Source organism: Moraxella canis (assembly GCF_002014965.1).
Taxonomy (GTDB): domain Bacteria; phylum Pseudomonadota; class Gammaproteobacteria; order Pseudomonadales; family Moraxellaceae; genus Moraxella; species Moraxella canis.
In genome coordinates this window covers 119083-145713 of the sequence record NZ_MUXT01000009.1, presented here as the reverse complement: position 1 = coordinate 145713, position 26631 = coordinate 119083, and the positions used below count along the sequence as shown (strand labels likewise).

Below are 26631 nucleotides of genomic sequence, written 5' to 3'. Positions count from 1 at the left end.
TGATATTAGCTTACTCCGATTTGGATGATTTGGCAAATCATTTCACCGCTTACGCCATAGGATCGAGCAGGTGCGAATGACCCATGAGTCAAATGCCAAAAATCCTGTTTGATTGTCTTAAAAATATGCTAAAATTTGGGGGATATTATTCATCACTTTTTATAGCTTCAGCAAGTCATCGCTCGCCCATCCGTCAGCGTGATGACAAGCCACAGGATAGGGATTAGCCATGCCATTACCATTTTTAAAACAGCGTCTAGCCAACATCATCCCAACCAAAGCACCTGATACCAATCCCCAAACATCAAGCCTTGATAGCAACTATCCACATTTATTTGAGCCCCTGGATTTGGGCTTTACCACACTCAAAAATCGTGTTGTAATGGGTTCGATGCACACAGGTCTTGAAGACCGATTTTATAATTATGGCAAGCTGGCTACTTATTTTGAAGCCCGAGCCAAAGGCGGCGTAGGACTCATCATCACTGGTGGAATCGCGCCCAACCGTGAAGGATGGCTGACGCCTGTGGGCGGCACGCTCAATCGCTTGGGCGATGTGGTACATCATGCGCGCGTGACCCGAGCGGTGCATAAGCATGGCGCTAAGATTTTATTACAAATTCTACATTCAGGACGCTATGGATATCATCCTTTTGTGGTGGCGCCAAGCCCAATCAAATCGCCCATTTCACCGTTTAAGCCGCGGCAAATGAGCCAAAACAACATCCGATCAACCATCGCTGATTATGCCCATACCGCCAAACTTGCCAAGAAAGCAGGCTATGATGGCGTTGAAATCATGGGTTCTGAAGGGTATTTGATCAATCAATTTTTATCCGCACGCACTAATAAACGCAAAGATGAGTACGGCGGCAGCTTAGAAAATCGCATGAGATTTGCTGTCGAAGTGGTGCGTGCAGTGCGTGAAGCGGCAGGCGTGGATTTTATCATCACTTTCCGCCTATCGATGATTGAGCTGGTCGAAGATGGCGCGACCATGCAAGATGTGATCGCACTTGCCCAAGCCCTAGAGTCGGCAGGCGTAAGTATAATTAATACTGGCATCGGCTGGCATGAAGCGCGCATTCCCACCATCGTCACGAGCGTGCCTAGAGCTGCGTTTACGCGCTACACCGCCGCCGTCAAACAAGCCGTCAGCGTCCCAGTGATTGCCGCCAATCGCATCAACATGCCTGAGACTGCCGAAGAGATTTTATCGAGCGGTCAGGCAGATTTGGTGCAGATGGCGCGTCCTTTTTTGGCGGACAGCGACTGGGTGAATAAAGCTGCAAGCAATCAAGCGCATCTGATCAACACCTGTATTGGCTGTAATCAAGCGTGTTTAGATCACACCTTTGCCAATCAGCGCGCCTCTTGTTTGGTCAATCCTTTGGCGTGCTTTGAAAGCGAAATCAGCGTCAAACCCACCCAAAAGCCCAAGAAAATCATCGTCGTTGGTGCAGGGGTGGCAGGTCTGTCAGCGGCTGTGACTGCCGCCAGTCGTGGGCATGAAGTGACAATCTATGAGCAGCGCGCGCACATTGGCGGTCAGTTTAATATGGCTAAAGTGATCCCGGGCAAAGAAGAATTCTTTGAGACGATCCGATATTTCCGCGAACAAATCAAGCACCTAAATATCACCGTGCACCTAAACACTGTGGTAGATAAAGCCATGCTCGATCAAGAAGCGGCAGACCATGTGATTGTAGCTACAGGTGTGGTTCCACGCATGCTGCCTACACTTGAAGGCGCAAATTTGCCACAAGTGATCAGCTATAGCGAGCTTTTGACCGGTCAAAAAGTTGCAGGCGAACGTGTGGCGGTGCTTGGCGCAGGCGGTATTGGCTTTGATGTGGCTGAATTTTTGACGCATGGCAGCAGTGTATCCGATGCCGTCAATGATGCAACTTATAAGCCCAAAGCAATGGATGCCGATGCGTTTTTTACACATTGGGGCGTGGATAAGCAGGCACATTATCAGCCCAAAGGTGCGCTGGTTGAGCCCAATTACGCCACCCCTGCGCGTCAAGTATATCTGCTGCAGCGCAGCGAAGGTAAGCTGGGTAAAACACTAAATAAAACCACCGGATGGGTGCACAAAGCCGCCATCAAACAAGCCGGCGTTATTCAGATTGCAGGCGCTAATTATGATAAAGTCACCGACGAAGGCTTGTGGGTCACTATTGATGGCAAGTCTCAGCTTCTGCGCGTCGATACGGTTGTGCTGTGCGTCGGTCAAGAGTCCGTCAATGACTTGATGCCAAAGCTTGGCGACACGCCCAAGGCAGATTATCAGGTGATTGGTGGTGCCAAATCTTCTGCTCGACTCGATGCCAAGCGAGCCATTCGAGAAGGTTTTGAGCTGGCTGTAAGATTATAAAATCCTTATCTTTCAATTAGTTAACATGATAAAATCTCCCAAAGCTTTATGGCTTGGGAGATTTTATCAGGCAGCATGTCAGCGTGATTATTTGAATTCAATCATCGATAGCTTAAAGCTTCTGCCACATGCGCTGTTTTGATGTGCTCGCTGGCAGCCAAATCCGCGATGGTGCGCGCCACGCGTAAGGTGCGGTGATAGCTGCGAGCAGATAAGTTGAGCTTGGATTGAGCCATCTTGAGCATTTGCTGTTCTTGATGACCCAATATGGCGACTTGATCAAGTTCACTGGCTGTCAGCTCATAATTGGCTTTGCCTTGACGGGTCACTGCCATATCGCGTGCTGCCATGACTCTTTGACGGACCTCATCTGATGACTCACCCTTTGGCGCGCTTTGTAAATCTTCGATAGGCAATGCAGGTACGGTAATGTGTAAATCGATGCGATCTAGCAGAGGTCCTGATAGTTTATCTTGATATTTTTTAATTTGCTCAGGTCGACAGCGGCAGCGGTTCGTAGTGTCGCCGTGATACCCACAAGGGCAAGGATTCATGGCAGCGATCAGCTGAAAGTCAGCAGGAAATGATACCTGAGCATTAGCGCGAGAGATGGTTATCTGCTTGGACTCGATGGGCTGGCGCAAGGTTTCGAGTGTTTTACGATCAAATTCTGGAATCTCATCAAGGAAAATTGCGCCTTTGTGAGCTAGGCTTATCTCACCAGGTTTGGGTTTTGAGCCGCCGCCAACCAAAGCGGTGGCAGAGATGGTGTGGTGGATGGCACGAAAAGGTCGCTCGCCAAAGGCATACTCCGCGCCTGCAATCGAGTAGATACTCGCCACCTCCAAGGCTTCTGCCTCGGTCAGGGGCGGCAAAATACTGGGCAGGCGCGATGCCATCAAAGTCTTGCCTGATCCAGGTGACCCTGTAAATAGTATCGAGTGACCGCCAGCCGCTGCAATCTCAAGCGCTCGGCGTGCGTGATGCTGTCCTTTGACATCTGCCAAATCATACGCGTACTGCGTCACTTGGGGCTGATGTGGCAAAGTCGCTGACGGCAAGATATCCGCTTGATTTTGGCTGATGCCGCTCACCACATCCAAATGACGACAAACCGCTGACAAATGATCAGCAGCAAGCACCGTCATATCACCCACCTTCACCGCTTCACAGGCGTTCATACTTGGCATAATCAGCGTGCGAGGCTTGTCATCATGACGGGCAGACTTAATGGCGCGAGCAATAGCAAGTGCACCAGAAACAGGTCTAAGCTCGCCATTGAGCGCAAGTTCTCCTACAAATTCAAAATCTGCCAAGACCTTATCATCAATCTGACCACTGGCCGCCAAAATACCCATCGCAATCGGTAGATCCAGTCTCGCCCCATCTTTTGGCAGATCGGCAGGCGCAAGATTGATCGTCAAGCGGCGATTGGGAAATTCATATCCTGAATTAATCAGCGCCGATCGCACCCGATCTTTACTCTCGCGCACCGAAGCTTCGGGCAGCCCGACGATGGTTAAGGCTGGCAGCCCTTGGGAGAGATGAACTTCAACAAATACTTGCGGCGCCTGTAATCCAACAACCGAACGCGTAAAAACTTTGGCAAATGACATAAAAATAAGCGCTTAATAATAAAAAAATAAGCCCAAAAGCCGCCGATCAGTGCGGCTTTTGGGAAGAAAAATGCATACCGCCAAACTCAGTCAGGCGCAACCGTCACCAACACTCGAATACTGTCGGGCACAAGCGATAAATTATCAAGCGCCTGCAAACCTTGAGCTTTGAGCTTTTCAAGTGCTAAAATCTCATCGTCGCGGACATTAGGATTGATCGCCTGCAGGCGAACCAGTCGCCCAATTTCTTTATTCATATAATCGCCAAAAGCAGTTTTGGCTTGGGCGCTGATTTGATCAAGCTGCGCACCTGCAATGCGTTTGGCATCTTGGGTTCTGGCGTCAATGACGGCTGCACGCGCCTTGGCAACTTGGCGAGCCCGCCCTTTATCCAAGCGGTCAATGAGCGGTAGAATTTTTTCACTGGTGGCGACTTGACTTAGATCATCTCCACGCTCACTCAAAAATACGCGCAAGCTTTGCTTGGGCAAATAAGCCGATAAATTCAACGACTTGGCGGCGATCGCCTCAATACGAAACTGATTTTCGATCATCAGCATCCCTTTTGGTAGCGCCGCTGATTTGAGCAGTCCAACTTGCGTATTACCAAAAGTACCTGTCAAAATCATCTCAAGGATGGCTTGGATCAGCGGATGCTCATAGGTCATATAATGCATGTCCTCACGAGCAAGCGCCTGCTGTCGGCTGAAGGTCAAAGTCATGCCATCTTCATCCAAAGGCAGGCTTTCGATGCCTTCCACATCAACTTCAGAGGCATCAATCGGATGGATAATCCATGAACCATCACGCTGCACACTATAATCCATGCCCACCGCCGTCAAATAGCGATCCAAAAACAGCGGTAGCAATTTGTTATCATCAAGCTCACGCATGGCGACCTCAATGCGCGCTGCGACATTCGGGCGGCATGAATTGTACTCAAGCAGTCTGTCACGACCTGCTTGTAGTGCTTCTTCTAGCTCTTGGCGATAGACAGACGCTTGAGCGATGAGCATGGCTAAATTTTCACGATTTTGGGGCGTGTCAGCACCTTCAAGCAGCGGCTTTAGCTCTGCGATAAAAGCCTCTTGAACGGATTGCGCCGTGGGGCTGATTTGATTAAAGATATTAAGCGCACCATCATACCAATTATACAGACGCTCTTGGGCAGTGCCCATCACGAAAGGCACATGAAGCTGAATCTGCGCAATTTGACCGATACGGTCAAGGCGACCGATGCGCTGCTCAAGCGTATCAGGATTGGCAGGCAAATCAAATAATACCAAGTCTTGGGCAAACTGAAAATTACGCCCCTCCGAGCCAATCTCAGAACATAATAAAATCTGTGCGCCAGCGTCATCCGCAAAATATGCCGCCGCTTGGTCGCGCTCAAGCAAGCTCATCTGCTCAGTAAAGATCGCAGTCTTGATGCCTGCATGCAGCCGAAGCACCGCCTCTAAGCTTTCGATGGTAGCGCCGCTGCGAGCGATGAGCAGCACTTTTTTGTGCTTAAGCTCTTGACGCAATAGCCCAATTAGCCAAGCAACTTTGGGATCATGCTCAAGCCATGCACCATCTGGATATTGCTCCTCACCCCACAGCTGCTCACGCAATTTACCTTGGGTGTAGTGCGTGTTTTGCCATGCCGTTGGCAAAAGCAGTGGATAAGGAATGCTGGTACGCCCAAAAAACCCTTGGACGCTATCACGCGTATTACGGAATAAAATGCGCCCTGTGCCATGACGATCCAAAAGCTCATTAATCACATGCGTGCGCAAGCGTTCATTGGCATTAATATCCGCCAACTCCACTTCTTCAAAGCCCAAAAGTCCTGCCACTGCACGGATTTGCTTGGCACTCAAATCCTGACCATCAATCAACAAAGATGCCACCATCGCTACATCCTCAAAGGCATCTTGAGCGGCAATAAAATCATCCAAATCATCAAAACGGTGCGGATCAAGCAGGCGCAGACGCGCAAAATGACTCTCTACGCCCAACTGCTCAGGTGTCGCGGTCAATAGCAGCACACCTGCGATACTGGCAGCAAAATCAGCGACCAAGTCATACTTATCATTACCGCCTTGTTCAGGGTCCCAATGCAGATGATGCGCCTCATCAACAACCAATAAATCAAAACCTGCTGCATACGCCTGCTCATACAAATCCCGATGATCAAGTAACAAATCCATACCTGCGATGATGAATTGCTCGGTCAAAAAGACATTTTGATCGGGATTGTGCTCCTTGATGGCAGCGGTGCGCACCAAATCAAACAGCGCAAAATCTAAATTAAAGCGGCGCTTAAGCTCAATCATCCATTGATATTGCAAGCTGTCAGGCACAAGCACAAGCACACGATTCACCTTGCCTGTCAGGATTTGCTGATGCATGATCAGACCAGCTTCGATGGTCTTACCCAGCCCCACCTCATCTGCCAGTAGTACGCGGGGTGCAAGCCGCTTACCTACCTCATGCGCGATGTACAACTGATGAGCAATGATATCAACGCGCGCTCCAATCAGCCCACGCAGCGGATGGCGCGCAAGCATCGCCTGAATGCGCAGTGCATCTTGGCGCAGCTCATACCAATCCGCCCCTTCGATACGTCCCGCCAGCAGACGCTCAAGCGGTTTTGATAAAGTGATATTTGCCGCAAGCCGCGTCTCCATCAAGCTTTTGCCGCACGTCAAATGATAGCGCATCACGCCTGCGATATTTTCGCAGCTGGCCACTTGATACAAATTACCCTCTTGATCGGTGATGTCGTCGCCCGCTGAAAACACCACCCGTGACAGCAGCGCAGACGCCTTGGCATAGACGCGCGTTTCTTCACTTTGGGGAAATAAGATATGGACACAGCGGTCATCAACATCAATCACCACGCCAAGCCCTAGGCTTGATTCGCTGTCGGATAAGTAACGCTGACCAATGGCAAAATTATCGCTCATAAAATACTCAGTTCGTGTGTTATTTTCAAAATTGCTTGCTTTTGGCAAACTTACTATTTTACTAAAAATAAGTAGAATTTACATTAATTTTCTTTATGGCTATTCAGGGCAATATTTTCAAGATTTGAAAAGTCATGGCTCATGATATAATGAAAAACGAACGCATTTATGGAAAGGATCAAGACCAATGAAAGCTGTTTTTTTGGATGCAGGTACATTCTCTGCGCAGGCGCGCCTGCCCACCCCCGACGGTGTGACAGACTATCAAATCTACGACCAAACCCCACAGGATGATGAGATCATCATCGCGCGGTGCAGCAACGCTCAGATTGTGATTACTAATAAAGTGATGATGACGCGCGATATTTTAAACGCTCTACCAAAGCTTAAGCTCATCCAACTGACCGCCACTGGTATGGATAATGTCGATAAACAAGCCTGTCAAGACTTAGGTGTCGCGCTTAAAAATGTCGCAGGGTATTCGGTAAATAGCGTGCCTGAGCATACTTTGATGATGATGCTTTCAGTCATGCGCGGCGCCAAATACTATCATCAGCGCGCCACCGATGGCACTTGGCAAGCAGATGGACGGTTTTGTCTATTAAATGAGCCGCTATTTGATTTACATGGTCGAACGCTTGGCATTATCGGTGCAGGCGCGATTGGGCGACGCGTGGGTGAATTGGCAAAAGTATTTGGCATGACGGTCTTATACGCCGAACATCAAGGCAAAGCGCCACGCAGTGCAGAATACACCGAGTTTGAAACTGTGCTAAATAGCAGTGATGTGATCAGTTTGCACTGCCCCTTAACGGATGACACCAAGCACCTGATCAATGCCGATACGCTCGCCAAAATGCACAAAAAACCACTGATCATCAATGTTGCTCGCGGCGGCGTGGTGTGTGGCGCAGACATCGTTCATGCGCTTGGCAACGATCAGATCTTAGGCTATGCCTCGGATGTATTTGAGTCTGAACCCTTTAGCGACAATGATCCGCTGCTTGACATCGCCGATCATCCGCGCGTACTGTTTACGCCGCATAATGCCTGGGGTAGTCTTGCTGCTCAAGAAAAACTTTGGGGAATTTTAGCCAATCAAGTCACCGATTTTATCAATAACCCTCAAACCGATCATCCCTAACGCATCTGATCACGAAAAAAAGCCTTTTGAATATTCAAAAGGCTTTTTTAAAGATGGTGGCGAGAGGCAGGATCGAACTGCCGACACACGGATTTTCAATCCGTTGCTCTACCAACTGAGCTATCACGCCAAAGTGCGCGTATTAAACCAAAAAAAGCGGTAGCGGTCAAGTGTTTTTCATTAAAATGACAGATTTTTCTTAAAAATAGGGAATTTTTATCAAATTTTCAGATTTTTTAGGCAATTTCTCCACCAAAATCATGCCAAAATTTAACAATTTAAGGTATGATAAAGCACTTATCGGTCGCCCATTTATCATAAAATATCTAAATTTATCATGTCTAACGATTTCATATTCGATTTTAGCACGCCTCACACTACTGCCTTCGTCCAAAATGCCAAGCATCTTGATCAGGTGCGTCAGTGGCAATCCGAACACCTGCCCAAGCTATTAGACTTGATTTTAACGCAGGCGAGCCTACCTGAGCCACTGAACGCAGCCTGCCGCTATGCGATGAGTAATGGTGGCAAGCGTGTGCGTCCGCTCTTAGTATTATCGACCTTTTTGATGCTTATTCAAACAGGCGATCATAACAATCATAAAAATAATTTGACCAAAAAATTACAAATGGTATGTCGCGCCATGATGGCGGTTGAGCTGATTCATACCTATTCTTTGATTCATGATGATTTGCCTTGTATGGATGATGATGCGCTGCGCCGCGGGCAGCCGACTTGTCATATTGTGTATGGCGAAGATGTTGCGCTGCTTGCAGGGGATGCGCTTCAGTCCATCGCTTTTGAGGTGCTGTCTGAATATTATGAAGAGGCGCCCGCTGATGAAGCTGTGGCATACAGACTCACTCAAATCTTAAGCACTCGCGCGCGGCGCATGGTATCGGGGCAAATGCTAGACATCAAAGGCGAAAACCAAACGCTCACCCAAGATGAGCTAGAAGCCATTCACCGTGATAAAACTGGCGCGCTCATTGAAGCATCGGTGATGATGGGCGCTGTATGTGCAGGCGCACAAACCGAAGCTTTAGGTCATCTTAAGCGCTATGCTCGCGCGATTGGGCTGGCGTTTCAGGTGCAAGATGATGTGCTGGATGTCACCGCCGATACCACAACTTTGGGCAAGCCATCTGGCAGTGACGAAAAACTTGAAAAATCCACTTATGTCAAATTACTGGGTGTAGACGGCGCTCAAGATTACGCCAATGAGCTGTTTGAAGAAGCCAGAGCAGAGGTTAAACATTGGGGTAGTGACAATTTACTACTTCAAATCACAGACTGGCTCCAAAAAAGAAAATTTTGATACCTAGACTATGATGGCAAGGCTAGATCGGCTGCTTAGGCAGGGTCGTCACTGAGCGTCAGCAGCTTTTGCATGGCGACAGGCAGCGCTAAATCATGGGGTGTATCTGTCCACAGATAGTCGATACCAACAGCAGTAAGTGCTTGATCGATCTGCTGAAATTGACCGTCATTAATATCAATCAACCTTGCATATAGATGCCAATGAAAATGCGTGAGTGTATGGCGCAAATGGACTTTTGAGCCTTGTGTGGGCATAGGCAAGATCTCAATGAGCTGGCTGTGCGCCAAATCATGCGCCTTATCATCGCTTTGCCACGCCTTTACAATGGCGTCGCTTAAGGTGTTGTTGTTAAGCTGTTTATCATCATCCAAAGGCAACATAAACATCGGCAGACTCCAAAGCCCATCCCAGATGCCGCCGCCGTTTTGGCGATGCAGCCATAAAGTGCGTCCGCGATGCGTGATGGATAGGGCGATACTGTGCCGATGCGGCTTGGGTGGTGCTTTTTTCTTGACAGGCATTTGGCTTTGTGCGTCCAGCGCATAAGCGATACAGTCGCCCGCCACAGGGCACAGATCGCATTTGGGCTGGGTGCGCGTACAAATCGTTGCACCCAAATCCATCATCGCTTGGGCATAGTGCCCGCTGCGCTCTTTTGGGGTGAGAGCAGTGGCAATCTCCCAAAGGCGCTTGTCAGTCGCACTTTTTGTAATATCACCCAAAATCCCACGATGGCGTGTCAAAACACGCTTGACATTACCATCACAGATGACGCCAAACTTCTTGACACCCATCGCAACGATCGCCCCAGCTGTCGATCGCCCCACCCCTTTGATTGCTTGCCACTCATCGACCGTTTCAGGAAATCTGCCGTGAGTCCCAATGAAATCAGCCACCTGCCGCGCGCCTGCGTGCAGGTTCCTTGCCCGAGCATAATAGCCAAGTCCTGCCCAAAAAGGCGCCACATCTTGCCACTCTGCCGCAGCAAGCGCTTGCACCGTCCCAAAGCGCGCCAAAAACGGCTCAAAAAATTTCAGTACCGTAACCACTTGTGTCTGCTGCAGCATGATCTCAGACAACCAAACGGCATAAATATCCGCCGATGACTGATGATGGTATTGCCAAGGCAGTCCATGGCGACCATGCCGCTCAAACCATGCCAGTAGCCGCTTAGCAAAGTGATGCTGCTGCTCATCAGATGGATAAACGCCCTGCTCACTCATCTGAGCTGCCGCGCAAGTGCCTGGGGTTTTGGTTGTTGTCATATCAAAAAGCTGTTAAAATCTAAAAACGCCATTATAAAAACCTTATCAATGAATTACAATGACTATATCTACCCAAAAGTCATGACACATCACTGCTATGATCCATTTTAAACGCCCAAAGCGTCTGTCAGCCTGGCTACTGATTACCATGATCAGTGCGACAAGTTCTGCTCATGCCAACGACAGCGCCATCAGTTCAGCAGAACAGCTGACAAATCACATTACCACGACCATTAAGCAAACGATCGTCAAAAGCACGGAGAGCGACCGCTTATATCAAGATCCCAATCAGCAAGCTCATGACGATAAGATCGTCAGCGTGCGTTCATTTGATACAAGCTTTAGCGACTGTCAGGATCAGTTTGCCAATCGACAAGCACCAACCCTGATCGGTAAGCAAGGCGAACGATTGTCCGCCATGGCACGTGCTTTATGCTTTGAAGGATTCGCCACCCTACATTCTGGCATCGCACGCACGCCGCTATGGTCAGCATCTCATCTGACCAAGTCGCGCATCAATCAAGCCAGAACCTTAGCGCGTGTTGATAGCTTTCGGGCAGAACCTAGGCTGCCTGCCGACGAACGCGCTGAGCTGTCTGACTATCGACGCTCAGGTTATGATCGTGGGCATATCGCCCCAAATGGCGACATGGCGACCACTGAATCACAATATGACAGCTTTAGCCTAGCCAATATCGCACCCCAAAATGGCGAACACAACCGCCATCTGTGGCGCCATATCGAAACAGAGACTCGCCAACTGGCAATCAAGCATGGAGAGGTGTATGTCGTGACGGGTGTTGCTTTTTTGGGTAAGACTTCTGAACGCATTGGCGGGCGAGTACTGGTGCCCAGCCATTTTTTTAAGGCGGTATATATTCCAAGCTTATCGGCTGCTGGTGTCTATTTTTCTTCCAATGACAACACCGAAAATTATCAAATCATCAGTCTAGATGAGCTCACGCGCCTGACAGGCATCAGCGCCATGCCATCGCTGCCCGCCAAGATTCGCCAGAGCGCCTATGATTTACCCAAACCCAGCAACAATCAAAAATCAGAGCAAAAGGTAATTGATGATCAGCCAAGCAGTTGGTTTGAGTTAGCCATCAGCGCCATGCGCTATGTCTTTGAAGTGCTAAACCGTGCCTAATAAAACAAACGCCCCAAGGAATACCCATGATACATCCTTTTAAAAATGATGACCAAGTGCTGACCATTGGAGATTTGACCATCGAAAATCACTTTGATGCTGTGCAAATCTTTGGCGAGCTTTGTATCACCAAATGCCAAGATGGTCTGGCTCAAGCGGTCGCTTTACAAGATTTTGCCAATCGGCTGGTGGCAGCACTTGAAAACGAGCCCTTAGATCAGATACAAGCTCATGATACGCTGCCGCCTGAACAAGTTGATAATCCTTTTGCTTAGCATAGGGATTGTCACTTAAATGATTGCGGCAGATAATCACTCTGCCAACTTATGACAAAAATTTCACATTAAGTGTTTACAAATGGTCTTAAGCTTCGCTATAATGCAAATTAGTGGTCAATTCAAATTTGTATAGTCAAAGTCGATCGACCATTCTTTGGAGTTTTGCAATACGGATCAATACATAAAAGGAGCTTATATGAAATTATCTACCAAACTACTTACCCTAGGCGCAGGTGCTTTATTATCTGTGTCGGCATATGCCAATGATGCCATCGTCGGTAAGTGGAAAATGAGCGAAAAAGGCGAAGAAAAAGCCATCATCACAATCAGTAAAGCTGGCAACGGCTATCAAGGCGTGATGACACAAGGCTTGACTGACAAAGCCAAAAAGCGTGAAGGTGCGACAGTTTTGACCGACATCTCCAGCCAAGGTGGTGGCAAGTATAAAGGTAAAGGCGCTCATCCGACCCTGCCTATCAAAGGAAATGTTACTATCACAGTGAATGGTAATAACATCACCATCAAGAGCATCGCTGGCACCCAAACAGGCGTCAAGCAATAACGATTTTAGCTTATTCACCAAAAATGGCACTTAATCATCTTAAGTGCCATTTTTGTTTGGGTCTATTATTTGTCTGTCATTAACTCTGATGGATGACTTTATAACGCATTTTCATCATATTCGCCAGTTCGGATGCGAATGACACGCTCAAGCGGACTGACAAAGATCTTACCGTCACCAATTTTCCCTGTATTTGCAACCTTGATGATTGACTCAATAATCGCATCGACCATCTCATCACTGCACGCAATCTCTATTTTGATTTTTGGTAAAAAATCAACCACATATTCCGCCCCACGATACATCTCAGTATGACCTTTTTGGCGACCAAAACCCTTGACTTCGGTGATGGTGATGCCGTTGACGCCGATTTCTGAGAGTGCTTCGCGCACATCATCGAGTTTAAAAGGCTTGATAATCGCAGAAATCAGTTTCATAAATATTCCTTGGCGGTTGGCAATGTATATTAATCATGACAAAATTATTATATAGGGCAAGACGATAATTCACAACATCATTTTGTAAAAATTCACCGCTTCGATATCTGGATGTTCATCACAGTACGCCGCCTGCTACCACTTAGTGTCAATACCTGTTAAAATAGTCCACAGATCGTGATTATCATTGTGGGAAACTATTATGTCAAAAAAATATGCTGTAGTCGGTTTGGGCAGCTCAGGGCTGTCAGCTGTGAATTTTTTGATCAATCACGGTCACCAAGTCAGCGTCATCGATGGCAATCCCAGCCCTGCCTTGGCAGATCAGCTGCCCACAGCGGTTCATTGTCACTTTGGTAGCTTGGACAGTGAGCTATTAAGCTCAGCCGATCAGATCGTCATCAGTCCTGGCATCGACCCAAGAACTCCAAGCATCGCCGCCGCCAAAGCCCAAGGCATCCCTGTGGTCAGCGATGTTCAGTTGTTCATTGATGCGCTCAAAGCACAAGATTTAGCCAAAGCCACAAGCACCCCAATTATCGCCATCACAGGCTCAAATGCCAAAAGCACCGTCACCACGCTTGTCGGCGAGATGGCAAAACGCGCAGGCGTCATCGTCGGCGTCGGTGGTAATATTGGCACGCCTGCGCTTGAGTTATTAAACATCCAAAACATGGCTTTGGTGGTGCTTGAGCTGTCAAGTTTTCAGCTTGAGCATATCTCAAATTTATCCGCCCAAGCAGCAACCATTTTAAATATCTCAGCCGATCATCTTGATCGACATGATGGCATGGCAGATTATTTGGCACAAAAACTGCGCATCTTTGATCAATGCCAAACAGCCATCATCTGCCAAGACGATGCCGATTTGGCAAAGCAATGCATAAGCACACTTGAAAACAGCGCCCCAAATCATACCATCATCATGACAGACAGCTCACTTAAGAACCAAGCAGCAGATTTTTATTTGTTTGACGATGGCGATGGCATGGCGCTATATCATCAAGATCATAAGCTTTTGCCCATTGATCAATTAAAAATCAAAGGCAAGCATAACCTACTCAACGCCTTATCTGCGCTTGCTTTGGGCATGGCTGCCAATCTTCCAATGGATGCCATGCTTGAGACTCTTAAGACTTTTAAAGGTCTACCGCACCGCTGTGAATATATTGATGATATCGATGGCAAGGCGTATTTTAATGATTCCAAAGGTACAAACATCGGCTCAACCATGGCAGCGATTGATGGATTGGGCACTGTTTATGGCGCATCGTCACTGGCGCTGATTTTGGGCGGGCTTGGCAAAGGTCAAGATTTTAGTGAGCTATCAGCATATGTCGCACAGTGGGTGGATGGCGTGTACTTGATCGGTCAAGACGCCCCTGTGATCGAGCAAGATCTGCTCAAAGGTGACGCACATCTTGCGACCAAAATCCATCATGTTGGCACACTTGATCGGGCGGTATTAGCAGCCAGTCAAAGCGGTGCCAAGGCTGTGCTTTTGTCGCCTGCTTGCGCCAGTATGGATCAATTTAAAAATTATAATGAGCGCGGTGATAAGTTCGTTGAGATGGTTCATGCTTTACCCCACGCATCCATTTAATCCATCCACACAAAAGCTGTGCCTTTTATGTGCATTAATTTAGGCATGGCTTTTGTCACACAGAGTGCCACTACAGATCAGCTTGACCAAATCGCTTGAAATTTCTGCATTTTCAATTCAAAAATCCGTTATAATAGTCAGTTTATACAAAACCAACTCACAGCAGCGCTCATGTCTCAATTTTCCGATAAATTTCTTGGTTTTTTTGATAGGCTCAATCCACGAACGGTATTACTTACCAGTTTGAGCCTAATCATTTGTATCAGTCTTTTGATGATTGCATCGGCATCCATTCCTTTTTCTGCCGCGCGTGATCTTGCACCGCTGAGATTTTTTTGGTATCAGTTGGCATATGTTGTCATCGGCGGTATCTTTGCGATGGCTGTTTATCGCATTCCTTTGAGATTTTATTATCACAGAACGCATATGAATGTGGTATTTTTGATGTGGGTGGCAGCTTTGGGACTGCTAATACTTACGGCATTCTTCGGTGAAGTGATTAATGGATCACGGCGATGGCTTGACCTTGGAGTGTTTAACCTACAAGCCGGTGAAATTGCCAAAGCTGTGATGGTGTTTGTGACTGCAGATTATGTCGTGCGCCGATCTGCTGAGATTCGCGACAATGTTTTCACCGGGGTACGCTTATTGGTGTGGTATTTACCGGTAGGTGGATTACTGCTATTTCAGCCAGACTTTGGTACTGTATTGGTGCTATTTGCCACTTTGATCGTGATCATCTTCGTGAGCGGTGCACCGGCATTACAGTATGCCTGGATTTTATTCATGGCGATTGTTTTGGGCATCGTGGCGGCTTGGCTTGAGCCTTATCGCCGTGAGCGTATTTTGTCTTTTACTGATGCCTTTGATGATATCCAAGGGTCGGATTTTCAGCTGGCACGCAGCTTGATCGCTTACGGTCGTGGACAATTAAGCGGTGTCGGGTATGGGGACAGCGTCCAAAAATTATCACACCTACCCGAGGCGCACACTGATTTTTTGCTTGCCATCACAGGCGAGGAATTGGGCTTTTTGGGCGTGGCGGTGGTTTTGTTGTTGGAGGCGCTGATCATTCTTAGCATCATGGTCATTAGCCTAAGAGCATTAAAACGTCGTCAGCTTCGCTTAAGTTATACCGTTTTTGGTTTTGCGGTGGTGATATTTGGGCAGGTCATCATCAATGCTGGTATGACTATGGGACTTGCACCTACCAAAGGTTTAACCATGCCGTTTTTTAGCTTTGGTGGCTCTTCTATGGTGGTGCTTTTGATTATGATTGGCTTTGTGCTTCGGGTGGATAAAGAAAGCCTTGAGATCCACAATCAGCGCCTTAACGACAAATATTGACCATATACCCTGCCAAGCGTGAGCGATTCGCTGCCTTTGCTTGGCATGTTATCAATTTGTCATCACGATTTGTTAGCATCATTCATCTTATCTGACGATATTTTTATTTTTTATCGATGTGTCAATATGTTATTAGACATCAACCGTTTTCAGTACACCACCTACAAAAAAGAGCTGTCTGCCCTGATACACCTCGGGATGCCGATTTTGCTTGCGCAGGTGGCACAGGTAGGTACCAGTTTTATTGACACCGTCATGGCAGGCGGCGCCGGTAAAGGCGATTTGGCGGCAGTGGCGCTTGGTAGCAGTGTGTTTATTACTGTTTATGTGACTTTGATGGGTGTGATGACTTCACTTAACCCCATGATTGCCCAACTCTTTGGCGCCAAAGGCTCGCATGAAGTCGGTGAAATGGGACGGCAAGGGCTTTGGTATGGTTTGATCATGGGCATACTTGGGATGGTGCTCATGTGGCTTGCTATCACACCGTTTCGGCTGTGGCTTGATGTCAGTGAGAGCACGTTTATCATTACTGAGCGCTACTTATGGTTCATCGGACTTGCCATGCCTGCGGCAATGATACATCGTGCTTTGCATGCCTATGCTTCCAGCCTTAATAAGCCAAAAGTCATCATGTGGGTCAGTTGGCTGTGTTTTTTTATCAATATCCCCTTGAACTGGATTTTTGTGTACGGTAAGTTTGGCATGCCTGCACTTGGCGGCGCAGGCTGCGGACTGGCGACAGCGATTGTATTTTGGATTAATGCGTTCATTTTATGGATTTTGATCATCAAGGACAAACAGCTTAAACGCTTTGGTCTGATGGATAAATTCAGCTTACCCAACCCCAAAGCCTTGATTGAGATGACACGCTTAGGGATTCCCATTGGTTTATCATTTTTTATTGAAGTCAGTTTATTCACCTGCATCATGTTTTTGGTTGCAAAACTTGATGGCAATACCGAAGATTATGTCGCCGCTCAGCAGGTGGTCATTAGCCTGACAAGCTTGATTTTCATGATTCCCCAAAGCCTAGGCAGTGCTGCGACTGTGCGCGTTGGATACAGCCTTGGGCGCGAAGAGTTTAGCCGTGCTCGCTATATTTCAGGCGTCTCAATCGTCACTGCCATGGTCGCTTCAGTAGGCACGGCGATTTTTTTGGTGGTTTTTCGTTATCCTTTGGCGAGCATGTACACCGATGACATGGCAGTCATTGCCTTAGCAGGCGGTATTATTTTGTATGCCGCGGCTTTTCAGCTGGTCGATGCAGTCCAATGCGTGGCAAGTTATGCGCTGCGCGGATATAAGGTCACCACCATTCCGATGGTAATTCATATCATTGCTTTTTGGGGCTGCGGCTTGATTCCTGGCTATTTTATGGCGTTTCAAGGCGGTATGGGAATCCATGGCTTTTGGGCGGCATTGGTGATTTCACTTGGGGTGGCGGCAGCGTTACTGCTTTGGTATCTTGAAATTCACAGTAAAAAAGTCATCGCGCAAGCACGCATTCGCACCATATAAAATAGCCCACTTAGGGCTATTTTTTATTCATCATTAGCAGAATTGATGCGTTTGACATCTTTATTAATTGTCTTCGCTTCGCCGTCCACAGTGGTTCCAAAGCCGCTATTTTTGCCAAAAGGGTTTGATTTCATCCCGCCTTGACCAAATGGATTTTGACCCATGCCCCCAAAAGGATTTTGACCGCCCATTTGGCGCGCCATCATTTGCATCATTTTATCCTGATTTTTGGCGGCATAATTTTTGGCGGCGGCGGTGAGTTTATTTTGAACAACTGGCAAAAGCAGTACTGCTGCAACCACATCCGTCAAAAGACCTGGCAATAAAAATAAAATCCCTGCAATACCCAAAGCGATGGACTTGGTGATCTTAGATTCGGCAGGCTGATTGGCAGGGTTGGGGATCACACCATTTTGCATGGCTTTCATTTGCTGTGCCATCGGGTTTAGGGTGCCTGCAGCTTTTCTTAATAATGAAATTCCAATAATCGCTGCGATGATAAACCAAAAAAACACATACCAACCACTGATAAACTGAGCGGCAAGATACCAAATCAGCATTTCAATGATGAACCAAATCAAGGCAATGCCCACCAATGCACCCATGCCCATCTCCTTCAAAAGATTTAATAAATAGATAAAATACGCTATACTACCAATAAATTAGGACGCTTGGCAAGTTTTCAAGCGTCTTTTGTCATCTACTTGGCTTTTTGTAATATTTTATGACTTTAATTATTGGCATCGATCCTGGCTCGCGCATGACTGGCTACGGCATTATCAGTACAGATAATGACAAATTGACTTTTTTGGATGCTGGCACCATCCGAACCAATAGCAGCGAGATCACCGAAAGAATTGCTCAGATTTTTGCTGGGGTATCTCGGATTGTCGGTCATTATCAAAAGTACAGCGAACAGCCGATTCAGGCTGCCATTGAGCAAGTGTTTATGGCGTCCAATCCCGACTCCGCCCTCAAGCTTGGACAAGCTCGCGGCGCCGCCATCGCTGCATTGACAGCTCAAGACTTACAAGTCAGCGAATACACCGCCCGTCAAATTAAGCAAGCCGTTTGTGGCTATGGTGCTGCCGATAAAGACCAAGTAACCGCCATGGTCTGCCGCATCTTATCTTTGGATGTCATTCCCCAAGCTGATGCCGCCGATGGTCTGGCGTGTGCGATCTGCCATGCCCACTCATCACACTCGATGCATAAGTTATTTGGCGCAAGCACTCTAAGCAGCCGTACTGGCAGTAAGAAAAAAGGTCGTTGGCGCTTAGATGAAGAATCACTGCTTAAGCTCAAAAATCGTTAATTTGGATGCACCCTAACCAATCCGCCCTGCCACCATGACGCTTGACTTTGGCAATCCAAATCCTGTAATGAGTCGCCCACCAAATCAATCAGCATCATTTTACCGTCATCTGTGACAGAGATTTTGGCAAACTGGGCACTGTCATAGCACTCCGCCAGCCCTTCTGCAAACATAAAGCTATCAATGGGCAGCTGCCAGCGTCCCCAGTGATTTTTTAGCCATATTTTTTGATCAGCGCTAGGCGTCCACTGAATACTTGTAATCACATTTTGTGGCGACAAAGACGCATAGCCAAGCTTTCTTTCGCCATAATAGGCATCGCCTTCCTTAGCATTCAGCTCATACGCCAGATTCATATAATCCCCCTGAATCAATGAGCGCGGATCAAGCGGTGCAAGCTTAGCATAAATAATCCGCCCCTGATCAAGCCGCTTTTCATAACCCAGCACCATCACCATCACCACAACTAAGGTCAGCCCTGCGATGGCGATCGGCATCCACTTAAGCTTTTGCATCTTTTACCCCCGCTTGTTCAAGCTCACCATGTTGTGATCGTTCATCTAACACAGTTGCCACGATCGTCATCAATAGACCACTGCTCAAAATGATGATAAATTTCACCAAAAATGGCACAGAAAGCTGGTAATACATCAGCCATAACAGCCCAATCCCCACAAGGATGGATAAGATCGTCATTAAGCGATCTTGCCTGCTAAGCGCACTAGCAAACACCAAGATGACCGCCAAAATGGGCGCAAAGCCAATGCCAGCCAAAAGTCCAAGCACGCTTAATTTTAGGCTCTGTGATGGCGGCAGTCGCATCAATAAAGCACCCAAGATCGCTAACAGACCCAGCGCCGACCAAAACGGTGGTATGCCAATGGGTAATGTGGTCATCACACCAAACCCCACCGCGATCGACAAGATAAAGCCGCTCACCGTGCGCCAATACACGCCTTCACGCATCAATAAGACGCATCCCATTAATCCCAAGCCGTACACCATTGCCGACCAAACACCCCAAGACCCGTATAGATCACTGGATCTCATCGTATCCAGATACAGCGCATAGCCCATGAGTGCGCCATACCACCCCAAGATATGCAGCAGCAAATACAGCCAATGCACACGCAAGCGATACAACACGCCTAGGATGGGTAGCCAAACCAAGCTTAATATTCCTAAGGCGCTCAATTCAAAGGATTCAGATAATCCAAGCGCAATCAGACCCATCCCAATCATCACGGACGAGTAGCCCAAATGACGAAAATAAGCCACCGTGCCACGCCATAACACCCCCAAGCCCACGATGGTCGCCAAAGCGCCCCATAGAGCATAGGTATCATCAACCCAAGTTACTAATCCAAAAATGACAAACAAACACGATAACCAGCCCCCAATGGCAAGCAGTGGTATGTGCATTGCGTACTTATTCTTATGCGTCCCAACATAGCGATACAGCCCCCAAGCACATAGCCCAAACCACAGCTGTGCAGCCAATGCATACACCCAAAAGCTGCGCACATTAAAATACGCCAAAACCAATATAAACAGGCTGGTTGTAACGCCCGTCAAAACAGTTGCCATCAATAGCACCTGCCGCTTTGAGAGCACGAACACACCCAAAGGCGCCATGGCAATGAAAAGCCAAAGCAGCTGCAGCCCCCATGTGTCTTGATGATGAAAGTTTAGTGCAGCAAATAAGGACAAGCCAACCAGTCCAATGCTCATCACCCATAATGACGCCTTATCACGACCGAAAAGCACATATTGAATGATAAAAAGTGCTGCCGATGACAGCGCTAAAGTATGAACTTGATGGTTACTTTGATCAAAATATAACCAAAGTGCTATCTGTGATACGGCTGATAATAGCAAATAGACGCCCAAGTTTTTACGGTACAGCCAAGGCACAAGTAGGATAGACCAAATCACAAATAACCAAAAGCTGTCAGCGCCTGTCTGATAGACTTGACCCACTGCAGCAAGTGATAAGCCGCTCATCACGCCTGTAGCAGTATGCAGCACACTCATCCATAAGCCGCTTGTGCGCAAGCTGATCAGCGCCAATAGCAGCATCAACACTGGCGCCATGGCAAGCTTAATGATATTTGGCAATAATAACCAATTCGCCCCAAACAAATACACCACTGATGCCACCACCAAAGCCGCACCAAAGAGCTTAAAGGCACCAAGCATCTGAGCCGATACCAGTGCTTGCGATAAGCTATCAAAGGAGGACTGAGACGGTCTTTGAGAGTGTCGCCATGAATTGAGCTGCGCCATACCCCATCCCCAAAATCAATTGATCAAGATTTATTATAGCAAAAACTAACAAGCATAAAAAAAATACCGCTCTCAACTGTATGAGTAGCGGTATTTTGATAAAATCGATCGATTAAACTTTTTCGATTTCTTCAGCTTGTGGGCCTTTTTTGCCTTCGCCTAAGATGAAAGCAACTTTTTGACCTTCTGCCAGGGTTTTGAAACCTGAGCCAGTGATCGCGCTATAATGGGCAAATACATCTTGACCGCCATTATCTTGAGCGATAAAACCAAAACCTTTTGATTCGTTGAACCATTTTACAGTGCCAAGAACTTTCTGTGACATAACAATTTCCTAATTTGGATGAATGAAAAGCGTAAAAACGCAACTTATGCTATTCATGCAATAAAACATACAAAAACGATCGGGATAACAGGCGGGTTGCCCCATCTTCATTCAATCTTCCAAATAAGAAACTTACTGGTCTTGCCTAAAGAATGCTTGATACCACTGCGTCTATCTGCAGTTGGGAAAGCGGCTAATATTAGCCAGCTTTGGGTACATAAATACCATGGGAATCATTATAACAAACATTGATAAAAAAAGGTGAATTATTTTCACTCATTTATGACTGATCAGGCAATATTTATCATCAGATTACAGCTGAATCAATCCGATGCTTTCAAGCAAAGCAGCTAAGCACAAGACGCTGTAGACCAAACCAAAGGATTTACAAAAACTTAAGTATTTTTTGGGTAATGCCACTTCGGCAGGATCATCGACTTCAATGCCACGCATCAGCATCGCTGAATACACCAAGCCCAAAAACCCATACAGTGGATACACCATCGCCACCACCAAGCTTAAACCCCTAAGATCCAAAAAATACCAAGCCAAAAACGCCGCCACCATCCATGCTGAAGTCGATAGGCTGATGAGCATAAATGCACCATTGTTAAGGAGCAGTTTACCGCCGTTACGCTCAAGCAATGTCGATTCAATCATCACAAAAATGGCAATGATTAAACTGAGTGCGACAAATACAACTTCTAAAGAAAACTCAGGCATAAAAGACTTATCACGATTAAAACAGCATTCATTATAGCGGTTTCATATGATAATTTCAAAAAAACAGCTGCCAATCAGGCAGCTGTTTTACAAATTGATCCAAACAAATCAATCAGTTCTTTTCTTTATCAATGATCTTATTGCCACCAATCCAAGGCATCATCGCGCGCAATTTTGCGCCAGTAGTTTCGATCGGATGCGCAGCGTTATTACGGCGGCGAGCGGTCATCGATGGATAATTGGTTTGCCCCTCAGCGATAAACATCTTAGCATATTCACCATCTTGAATGCGCTTCAAAGCATTGCGCATGGCGGCGCGAGACTGCTCATTGATGACTTCTGGACCAGTCACATATTCACCATATTCAGCGTTGTTACTGATTGAGTAGTTCATGTCAGCGATGCCGCCTTCGTACATCAAATCTACGATCAGCTTCAGCTCATGCAAGCACTCAAAATATGCCATCTCAGGCGCATAGCCTGCTTCAACCAAAGTCTCAAAGCCCATTTTAACAAGCTCAACTGCACCGCCACAGAGCACCGCTTGCTCACCAAATAGATCGGTTTCGGTTTCATCTTTGAATGTTGTTTCGATGATGCCTGAGCGACCGCCGCCCACGCCTGCTGCATAAGATAGCGCAAGCTGCTTGGCATTGCCTGATGCGTCGCGCCATACAGCGATCAGATCAGGGATACCGCCGCCTTTGGTAAATTCAGAACGCACAGTGTGGCCTGGTGCTTTTGGGGCAACCATGATGACATCTAAGTCAGCGCGTGGCTCAACTTGGTTGTAGTGAATCGCAAAACCATGCGCAAATGCCAAAGTCGCGCCCTGCTTGATGTTCGGCTCAATCACCTCTTTATACAGCTCGCGCTGAAACTCATCTGGCGTCAAAATCATGACCACATCTGCGCCTGCGACCGCTTCGCTCGTCTCAGCCACTTTTAGACCAGAATTTTCAGCTTTCTTCCATGAGCTTGAACCTTCGCGCAGTCCGACGGTAACATCCACGCCACTGTCTTTTAGGTTAAGTGCGTGCGCATGACCTTGTGAACCATAGCCAATGATGGCGACTTTTTTGCTTTGAATGATTGACAAATCACAATCTTTGTCATAATAGATATTTAGGCTCATATACATTTCCTTAAAAATTTGCCAAAATCGGCAGGGTTAAAATCTGTTGGCTAATCATTCAGCCCATCTTGGTGCTTCAGCTCCGTACTCTACCATTTCTTTGTTGGCAGTACAAAGCTCAAGTTTACCATCGGTTGTTTTATCACATCTTAACAAGCTTTCTTGAGCTTCATAAGACAGATTTTCAGCTTGTTTTGCCGAAACGACTTGATAGCCTTTGGTGTTTTTACGATATTGAGAGACGGCTTTTTTCTTATTTAACGTGTGTTTGCTTGTACACTGCTTGGCGCTATGGCAATTAATACTATTTACCACATGAAACACACCTGCTTTGGGCATTTTGACGCTATAATTCTCATAGCCATAAGAAGGAAAATTTGAGTTACCGCCTTGCTCAGAGAAGATTTCACACTGTTCTTTAGAAGCAAGTTTACCCTGCTTAAAGACATAGCAAGTGCCCTCTTCTAATGATTGACTAGCCATAGCCATAGCATGATTTGACAATGCTATAGCACCAGCCAAACCGACCAATGATAAAATCGCTTCTTTTTTCATGTTAATCCCTGTCATGTATCAATGGATTAAACCGCCAAAGTCTTCTCACCACGCGCAATACCAATCACGCCTGAGCGTACCACTTCCAAAATACGGTCGCGACCGATCACATCAATAAACCCATCTAATTTGCCTGCATCGCCTGTGATCAAAATCGTGTATAAATTGGCGCTGACATCGACAATCTGGGCGCGGAAGATATCAGCATTACGCTTGACTTCTTCGCGATACGAGCCTGTCGCACGTACCTTGATGAGCATCAGCTCACGCTCAACATGATTTCCGCCTGAAAGCTCAGACAAATTTTGAACTTTCACCACTTCAATCAGCTTATGTAGCTGTTTGGTGATTTGTTCGATTTTGTCATTCGTGGTGGTGGTCGTCAAAGTCAGACGCGAGATCGTTGGGTCGTCTGTTGCTGCCACATTCAGCGTATCAATATTATAGCCACGCTGAGAAAATAAACCCACAACACGAGACAGCGAACCTGCTTCGTTTTCCATTAAGACAGAAATCAGATGTTTATGTACTTGATTTGGCATTAGGTACGCTCCCCTTTTGATAACCACATATCGCGCATTGATTGTCCGGCAACTTGCATCGGATAAACATGCTCACCTTTATCCACATAGACATCAATGAATACCAATTGGTCTTCTAATGCCAATGCCGCTGCCAACTCTGCTTCCATGGTGGCTGGGTTGGTGATTTTTACGCCCTTATGACCATAGCTTTCTGCCAATTTGACAAAATCAGGTAAAGATTTCATATATGATTGAGCATGGCGACCTTCATAAAGCATATCCTGCCACTGTTTAACCATGCCAAGCTGAGCGTTATTGAGATTTAAAATTTTAACTGGCAAATTATACTGAAGGCACGTGGACAGCTCTTGGATGTTCATTTGGATTGAACCTTCACCAGTGATACACACCACCGTCTTTTCAGGGCGGGCTAATTTTGCTGCCATGGCGTATGGCAAACCCACACCCATCGTGCCCAAGCCACCTGAGTTTAGCCATTGACGCGGCTCATCATACTTATAATACAGCGCGGCAAACATCTGATGCTGACCGACGTCGGAGGTGATGATTGCTTCGCCATTGGTCAGCTTATACAGCGTCTCAACCACATGCTGAGGCTTGATCGCGTGCGTTTCGGCAGTCATATCATCTTCGCCATAGCGTAAACCGTGGCGTTTGCGCCATTCGTTGATTTGTTGCCACCAGTCATTGAGTGCGTGTTCATCAATGCGCTTATCAGTCTCTGATAGCAATGCAAGCATTTCATTGAGCACCAGCTTCACATCGCCAACAATCGGAATGTGTGCGGTGATGGTCTTTGAGATGCTGGCTGGATCGACATCAATGTGAATGATCGTAGCATTTGGGCAGAATTTTTTGACATTATTGGTAACGCGGTCATCAAAACGCGCACCTACCGCCAAGATCACATCGGCATGATGCATGGTCATATTGGCTTCATATGTGCCGTGCATACCAAGCATACCAATGAACTGCTCCCCTGAGCCTGGATAAGCACCCAGCCCCATCAAGGTATTTGTTACTGGCAGCTTGAGTAAATCGGCTAATTGGCGCAACTCTTCACTGGCATTACCAAGCACCACCCCGCCACCTGAATAAAGTACAGGACGCTTGGCTGATAGTAGCGTTTCGATGGCTTTTTTGATTTGTCCGCCATGCCCTTTATTGGTTGGCTGATAAGATCTGATATTGACTGTCTGCGGCATGACATAAGCAAATTTATCGCTTGGATTGGTCATGTCTTTTGGAATATCAACCACAACAGGACCAGGGCGACCAGAGCCTGCAATATAAAACGCTTTTTTGATAATTTCAGGAATCTCTTCGGCATTGCGAACTTGGAAACTGTGCTTAACGATCGGACGTGAGATACCCACCATATCACATTCTTGGAAGGCGTCATCGCCAATCAAGCTAGATGGCACCTGACCTGCCAATACGACCATTGGAATCGAGTCCATATAAGCAGTTGCAATGGCTGTCACAGTGTTGGTGGCACCTGGACCTGAGGTCGCCAAAACAACGCCTGTCTTGCCCGTTGTGCGGCTGTATGCATCAGCCATATGCCCTGCAGCTTGCTCATGTCTGACCAGTACATGCTCGATTTTATCTTGCTTAAATAAGGCGTCATAAATGTGCAGTACCGCACCGCCTGGATAACCAAAAATATACTCCACACCTTCGTCAATCAATGCTTGAACAAGCATCTCAGCGCCTGACATCATGGCTGTTTCACCGCGTGCGATGATATCTTGGAGTTCGCGAAAGTGCGCCGCAGCATCTTTGGTTTGAGTGTGTCCCGTCATATTCGGGGATTGGGTAGTTTGCGTCATAAGTTACATCCTTTTGTCATAGTGACAATATTCAGACGAAAAGCGTGTGATTGATTCATATCAGGCAATAGGCTGCCATACGCAGATGAACTTACAACAAGATGACTTGGAAAAATCCAAAACAGCAGAGGGAAATTTCTTGCGTCTTGCAGACCGGTAAGTCCTATTGCAATGTGCAACCGTGCGTCATCAAACGGTAATCCAATGGCACCAAATGCACAAACGCAGCACCTGATAAATAGCTACGCCGACTTCAGATGACACCGATCAAAATCTCCGATAAGCGCCATCAAAATAATGCCACTTATCTTACCTGAAAACTTTCACCTTGCCAACCTGT

23 protein-coding genes and 1 tRNA gene are annotated in these 26631 nt (G+C 47.0%); 10 read left to right on the top strand and 14 right to left on the bottom strand.

Going from position 1 to position 26631, the window contains the following annotated elements:
• Positions 1-229 precede the first annotated feature (229 nt).
• A complete protein-coding gene (locus tag B0180_RS08880; protein WP_078256592.1) occupies positions 230-2380 on the top strand; it encodes an NADPH-dependent 2,4-dienoyl-CoA reductase in 2151 nt (716 codons plus the stop codon).
• A 101-nt stretch (positions 2381-2481) separates the two neighbouring features.
• On the opposite strand, the gene B0180_RS08875 is transcribed toward B0180_RS08880, so the two are convergent.
• On the bottom strand, positions 2482-3996 hold the full coding sequence (locus tag B0180_RS08875) for a YifB family Mg chelatase-like AAA ATPase (RefSeq protein WP_078256591.1): 1515 nt from the start codon (positions 3994-3996) through the stop codon (positions 2482-2484).
• Positions 3997-4082: 86 nt separating this feature from the next.
• Positions 4083-6947, bottom strand: coding sequence for an RNA polymerase-associated protein RapA (gene rapA, locus B0180_RS08870; RefSeq protein ID WP_078256590.1), 2865 nt, complete (start codon positions 6945-6947; stop codon positions 4083-4085).
• Positions 6948-7134: 187 nt separating this feature from the next.
• Between rapA and B0180_RS08860 the strand changes: the two genes are divergently transcribed.
• A complete protein-coding gene (locus B0180_RS08860; protein WP_078256589.1) occupies positions 7135-8091 on the top strand; it encodes a D-2-hydroxyacid dehydrogenase in 957 nt (318 codons plus the stop codon).
• Positions 8092-8145: 54 nt separating this feature from the next.
• On the opposite strand, the gene B0180_RS08855 is transcribed toward B0180_RS08860, so the two are convergent.
• Positions 8146-8221: transfer RNA gene (locus B0180_RS08855), tRNA-Phe, on the bottom strand.
• A 207-nt stretch (positions 8222-8428) separates the two neighbouring features.
• On the opposite strand from B0180_RS08855, the gene B0180_RS08850 reads away from it, so the two are divergent.
• Positions 8429-9409 carry a polyprenyl synthetase family protein gene (locus B0180_RS08850; RefSeq protein WP_078256588.1) on the top strand — a complete coding sequence of 327 codons (981 nt, stop codon included), beginning with the start codon at positions 8429-8431 and terminating at the stop codon, positions 9407-9409.
• A gap of 35 nt (positions 9410-9444) precedes the next feature.
• Here the strand turns inward: B0180_RS08850 and mutY are convergent, their stop codons facing one another.
• Positions 9445-10677: an A/G-specific adenine glycosylase gene (mutY, locus tag B0180_RS08845; protein ID WP_078256587.1), complete on the bottom strand. Its 1233-nt coding sequence runs from the start codon at positions 10675-10677 to the stop codon at positions 9445-9447.
• A 97-nt stretch (positions 10678-10774) separates the two neighbouring features.
• Between mutY and B0180_RS08840 the strand changes: the two genes are divergently transcribed.
• From B0180_RS08840 to B0180_RS08830, 3 genes are all read left to right on the top strand, one after another.
• Positions 10775-11827: a DNA/RNA non-specific endonuclease gene (locus tag B0180_RS08840; RefSeq protein WP_078256586.1), complete on the top strand. Its 1053-nt coding sequence runs from the start codon at positions 10775-10777 to the stop codon at positions 11825-11827.
• Between the two features lie 26 nt (positions 11828-11853).
• The gene (locus B0180_RS08835) at positions 11854-12102 is read left to right on the top strand and encodes a hypothetical protein (RefSeq protein WP_049236893.1); all 249 of its coding nucleotides are present in this window, start codon (positions 11854-11856) and stop codon (positions 12100-12102) included.
• A 199-nt stretch (positions 12103-12301) separates the two neighbouring features.
• On the top strand, positions 12302-12667 hold the full coding sequence (locus B0180_RS08830; protein WP_078256585.1) for a hypothetical protein: 366 nt from the start codon (positions 12302-12304) through the stop codon (positions 12665-12667).
• A 98-nt stretch (positions 12668-12765) separates the two neighbouring features.
• On the opposite strand, the gene glnK is transcribed toward B0180_RS08830, so the two are convergent.
• The gene (gene glnK / locus B0180_RS08825; protein ID WP_078256584.1) at positions 12766-13104 is read right to left on the bottom strand and encodes a P-II family nitrogen regulator; all 339 of its coding nucleotides are present in this window, start codon (positions 13102-13104) and stop codon (positions 12766-12768) included.
• A 202-nt stretch (positions 13105-13306) separates the two neighbouring features.
• Here glnK and murD point away from each other — a divergent pair, with 202 nt between their 5' ends.
• The 3 genes from murD to B0180_RS08810 all read left to right on the top strand — a co-directional run bounded on the left by murD (position 13307) and on the right by B0180_RS08810 (position 17575).
• Positions 13307-14707, top strand: coding sequence for a UDP-N-acetylmuramoyl-L-alanine--D-glutamate ligase (murD, locus tag B0180_RS08820; RefSeq protein WP_078256583.1), 1401 nt, complete (start codon positions 13307-13309; stop codon positions 14705-14707).
• 171 nt (positions 14708-14878) lie between these two features.
• Positions 14879-16054 carry an FtsW/RodA/SpoVE family cell cycle protein gene (locus B0180_RS08815; protein ID WP_078256582.1) on the top strand — a complete coding sequence of 392 codons (1176 nt, stop codon included), beginning with the start codon at positions 14879-14881 and terminating at the stop codon, positions 16052-16054.
• A 126-nt stretch (positions 16055-16180) separates the two neighbouring features.
• Positions 16181-17575, top strand: coding sequence for an MATE family efflux transporter (locus B0180_RS08810; RefSeq protein ID WP_078256639.1), 1395 nt, complete (start codon positions 16181-16183; stop codon positions 17573-17575).
• Positions 17576-17598: 23 nt separating this feature from the next.
• Here the strand turns inward: B0180_RS08810 and B0180_RS08805 are convergent, their stop codons facing one another.
• The gene (locus B0180_RS08805; protein ID WP_078256581.1) at positions 17599-18180 is read right to left on the bottom strand and encodes an FxsA family protein; all 582 of its coding nucleotides are present in this window, start codon (positions 18178-18180) and stop codon (positions 17599-17601) included.
• Positions 18181-18299: 119 nt separating this feature from the next.
• On the opposite strand from B0180_RS08805, the gene ruvC reads away from it, so the two are divergent.
• A complete protein-coding gene (gene ruvC / locus B0180_RS08800; protein WP_078256580.1) occupies positions 18300-18890 on the top strand; it encodes a crossover junction endodeoxyribonuclease RuvC in 591 nt (196 codons plus the stop codon).
• Here ruvC and B0180_RS08795 read toward each other — a convergent pair.
• From B0180_RS08795 to B0180_RS08755, 8 genes are all read right to left on the bottom strand, one after another.
• The gene (locus B0180_RS08795; RefSeq protein WP_078256579.1) at positions 18887-19405 is read right to left on the bottom strand and encodes a GDYXXLXY domain-containing protein; all 519 of its coding nucleotides are present in this window, start codon (positions 19403-19405) and stop codon (positions 18887-18889) included. The genes ruvC and B0180_RS08795 overlap by 4 nt on opposite strands.
• Positions 19392-21176 carry a DUF2157 domain-containing protein gene (locus tag B0180_RS08790; protein ID WP_078256578.1) on the bottom strand — a complete coding sequence of 595 codons (1785 nt, stop codon included), beginning with the start codon at positions 21174-21176 and terminating at the stop codon, positions 19392-19394. Before B0180_RS08790 ends, B0180_RS08795 begins: the two co-directional genes overlap by 14 nt.
• 112 nt (positions 21177-21288) lie before the next feature.
• Positions 21289-21501 carry a cold-shock protein gene (locus B0180_RS08785; protein WP_003656932.1) on the bottom strand — a complete coding sequence of 71 codons (213 nt, stop codon included), beginning with the start codon at positions 21499-21501 and terminating at the stop codon, positions 21289-21291.
• 312 nt (positions 21502-21813) lie between these two features.
• On the bottom strand, positions 21814-22224 hold the full coding sequence (locus tag B0180_RS08775; RefSeq protein WP_078256576.1) for a hypothetical protein: 411 nt from the start codon (positions 22222-22224) through the stop codon (positions 21814-21816).
• A gap of 112 nt (positions 22225-22336) precedes the next feature.
• Entirely contained in the window at positions 22337-23359 is a 1023-nt protein-coding gene (ilvC, locus tag B0180_RS08770; protein ID WP_049236875.1) for a ketol-acid reductoisomerase, read from the bottom strand.
• Between the two features lie 54 nt (positions 23360-23413).
• Complete coding sequence (locus B0180_RS08765) at positions 23414-23914, bottom strand: hypothetical protein (RefSeq protein ID WP_078256575.1); 501 nt, start codon at positions 23912-23914, stop codon at positions 23414-23416.
• A gap of 26 nt (positions 23915-23940) precedes the next feature.
• The gene (gene ilvN / locus B0180_RS08760; protein WP_049236872.1) at positions 23941-24456 is read right to left on the bottom strand and encodes an acetolactate synthase small subunit; all 516 of its coding nucleotides are present in this window, start codon (positions 24454-24456) and stop codon (positions 23941-23943) included.
• Positions 24456-26183: an acetolactate synthase 3 large subunit gene (locus B0180_RS08755; protein ID WP_204371703.1), complete on the bottom strand. Its 1728-nt coding sequence runs from the start codon at positions 26181-26183 to the stop codon at positions 24456-24458. The genes ilvN and B0180_RS08755 overlap by 1 nt, the downstream gene beginning before the upstream one ends.
• Positions 26184-26631: the final 448 nt, after the last annotated feature.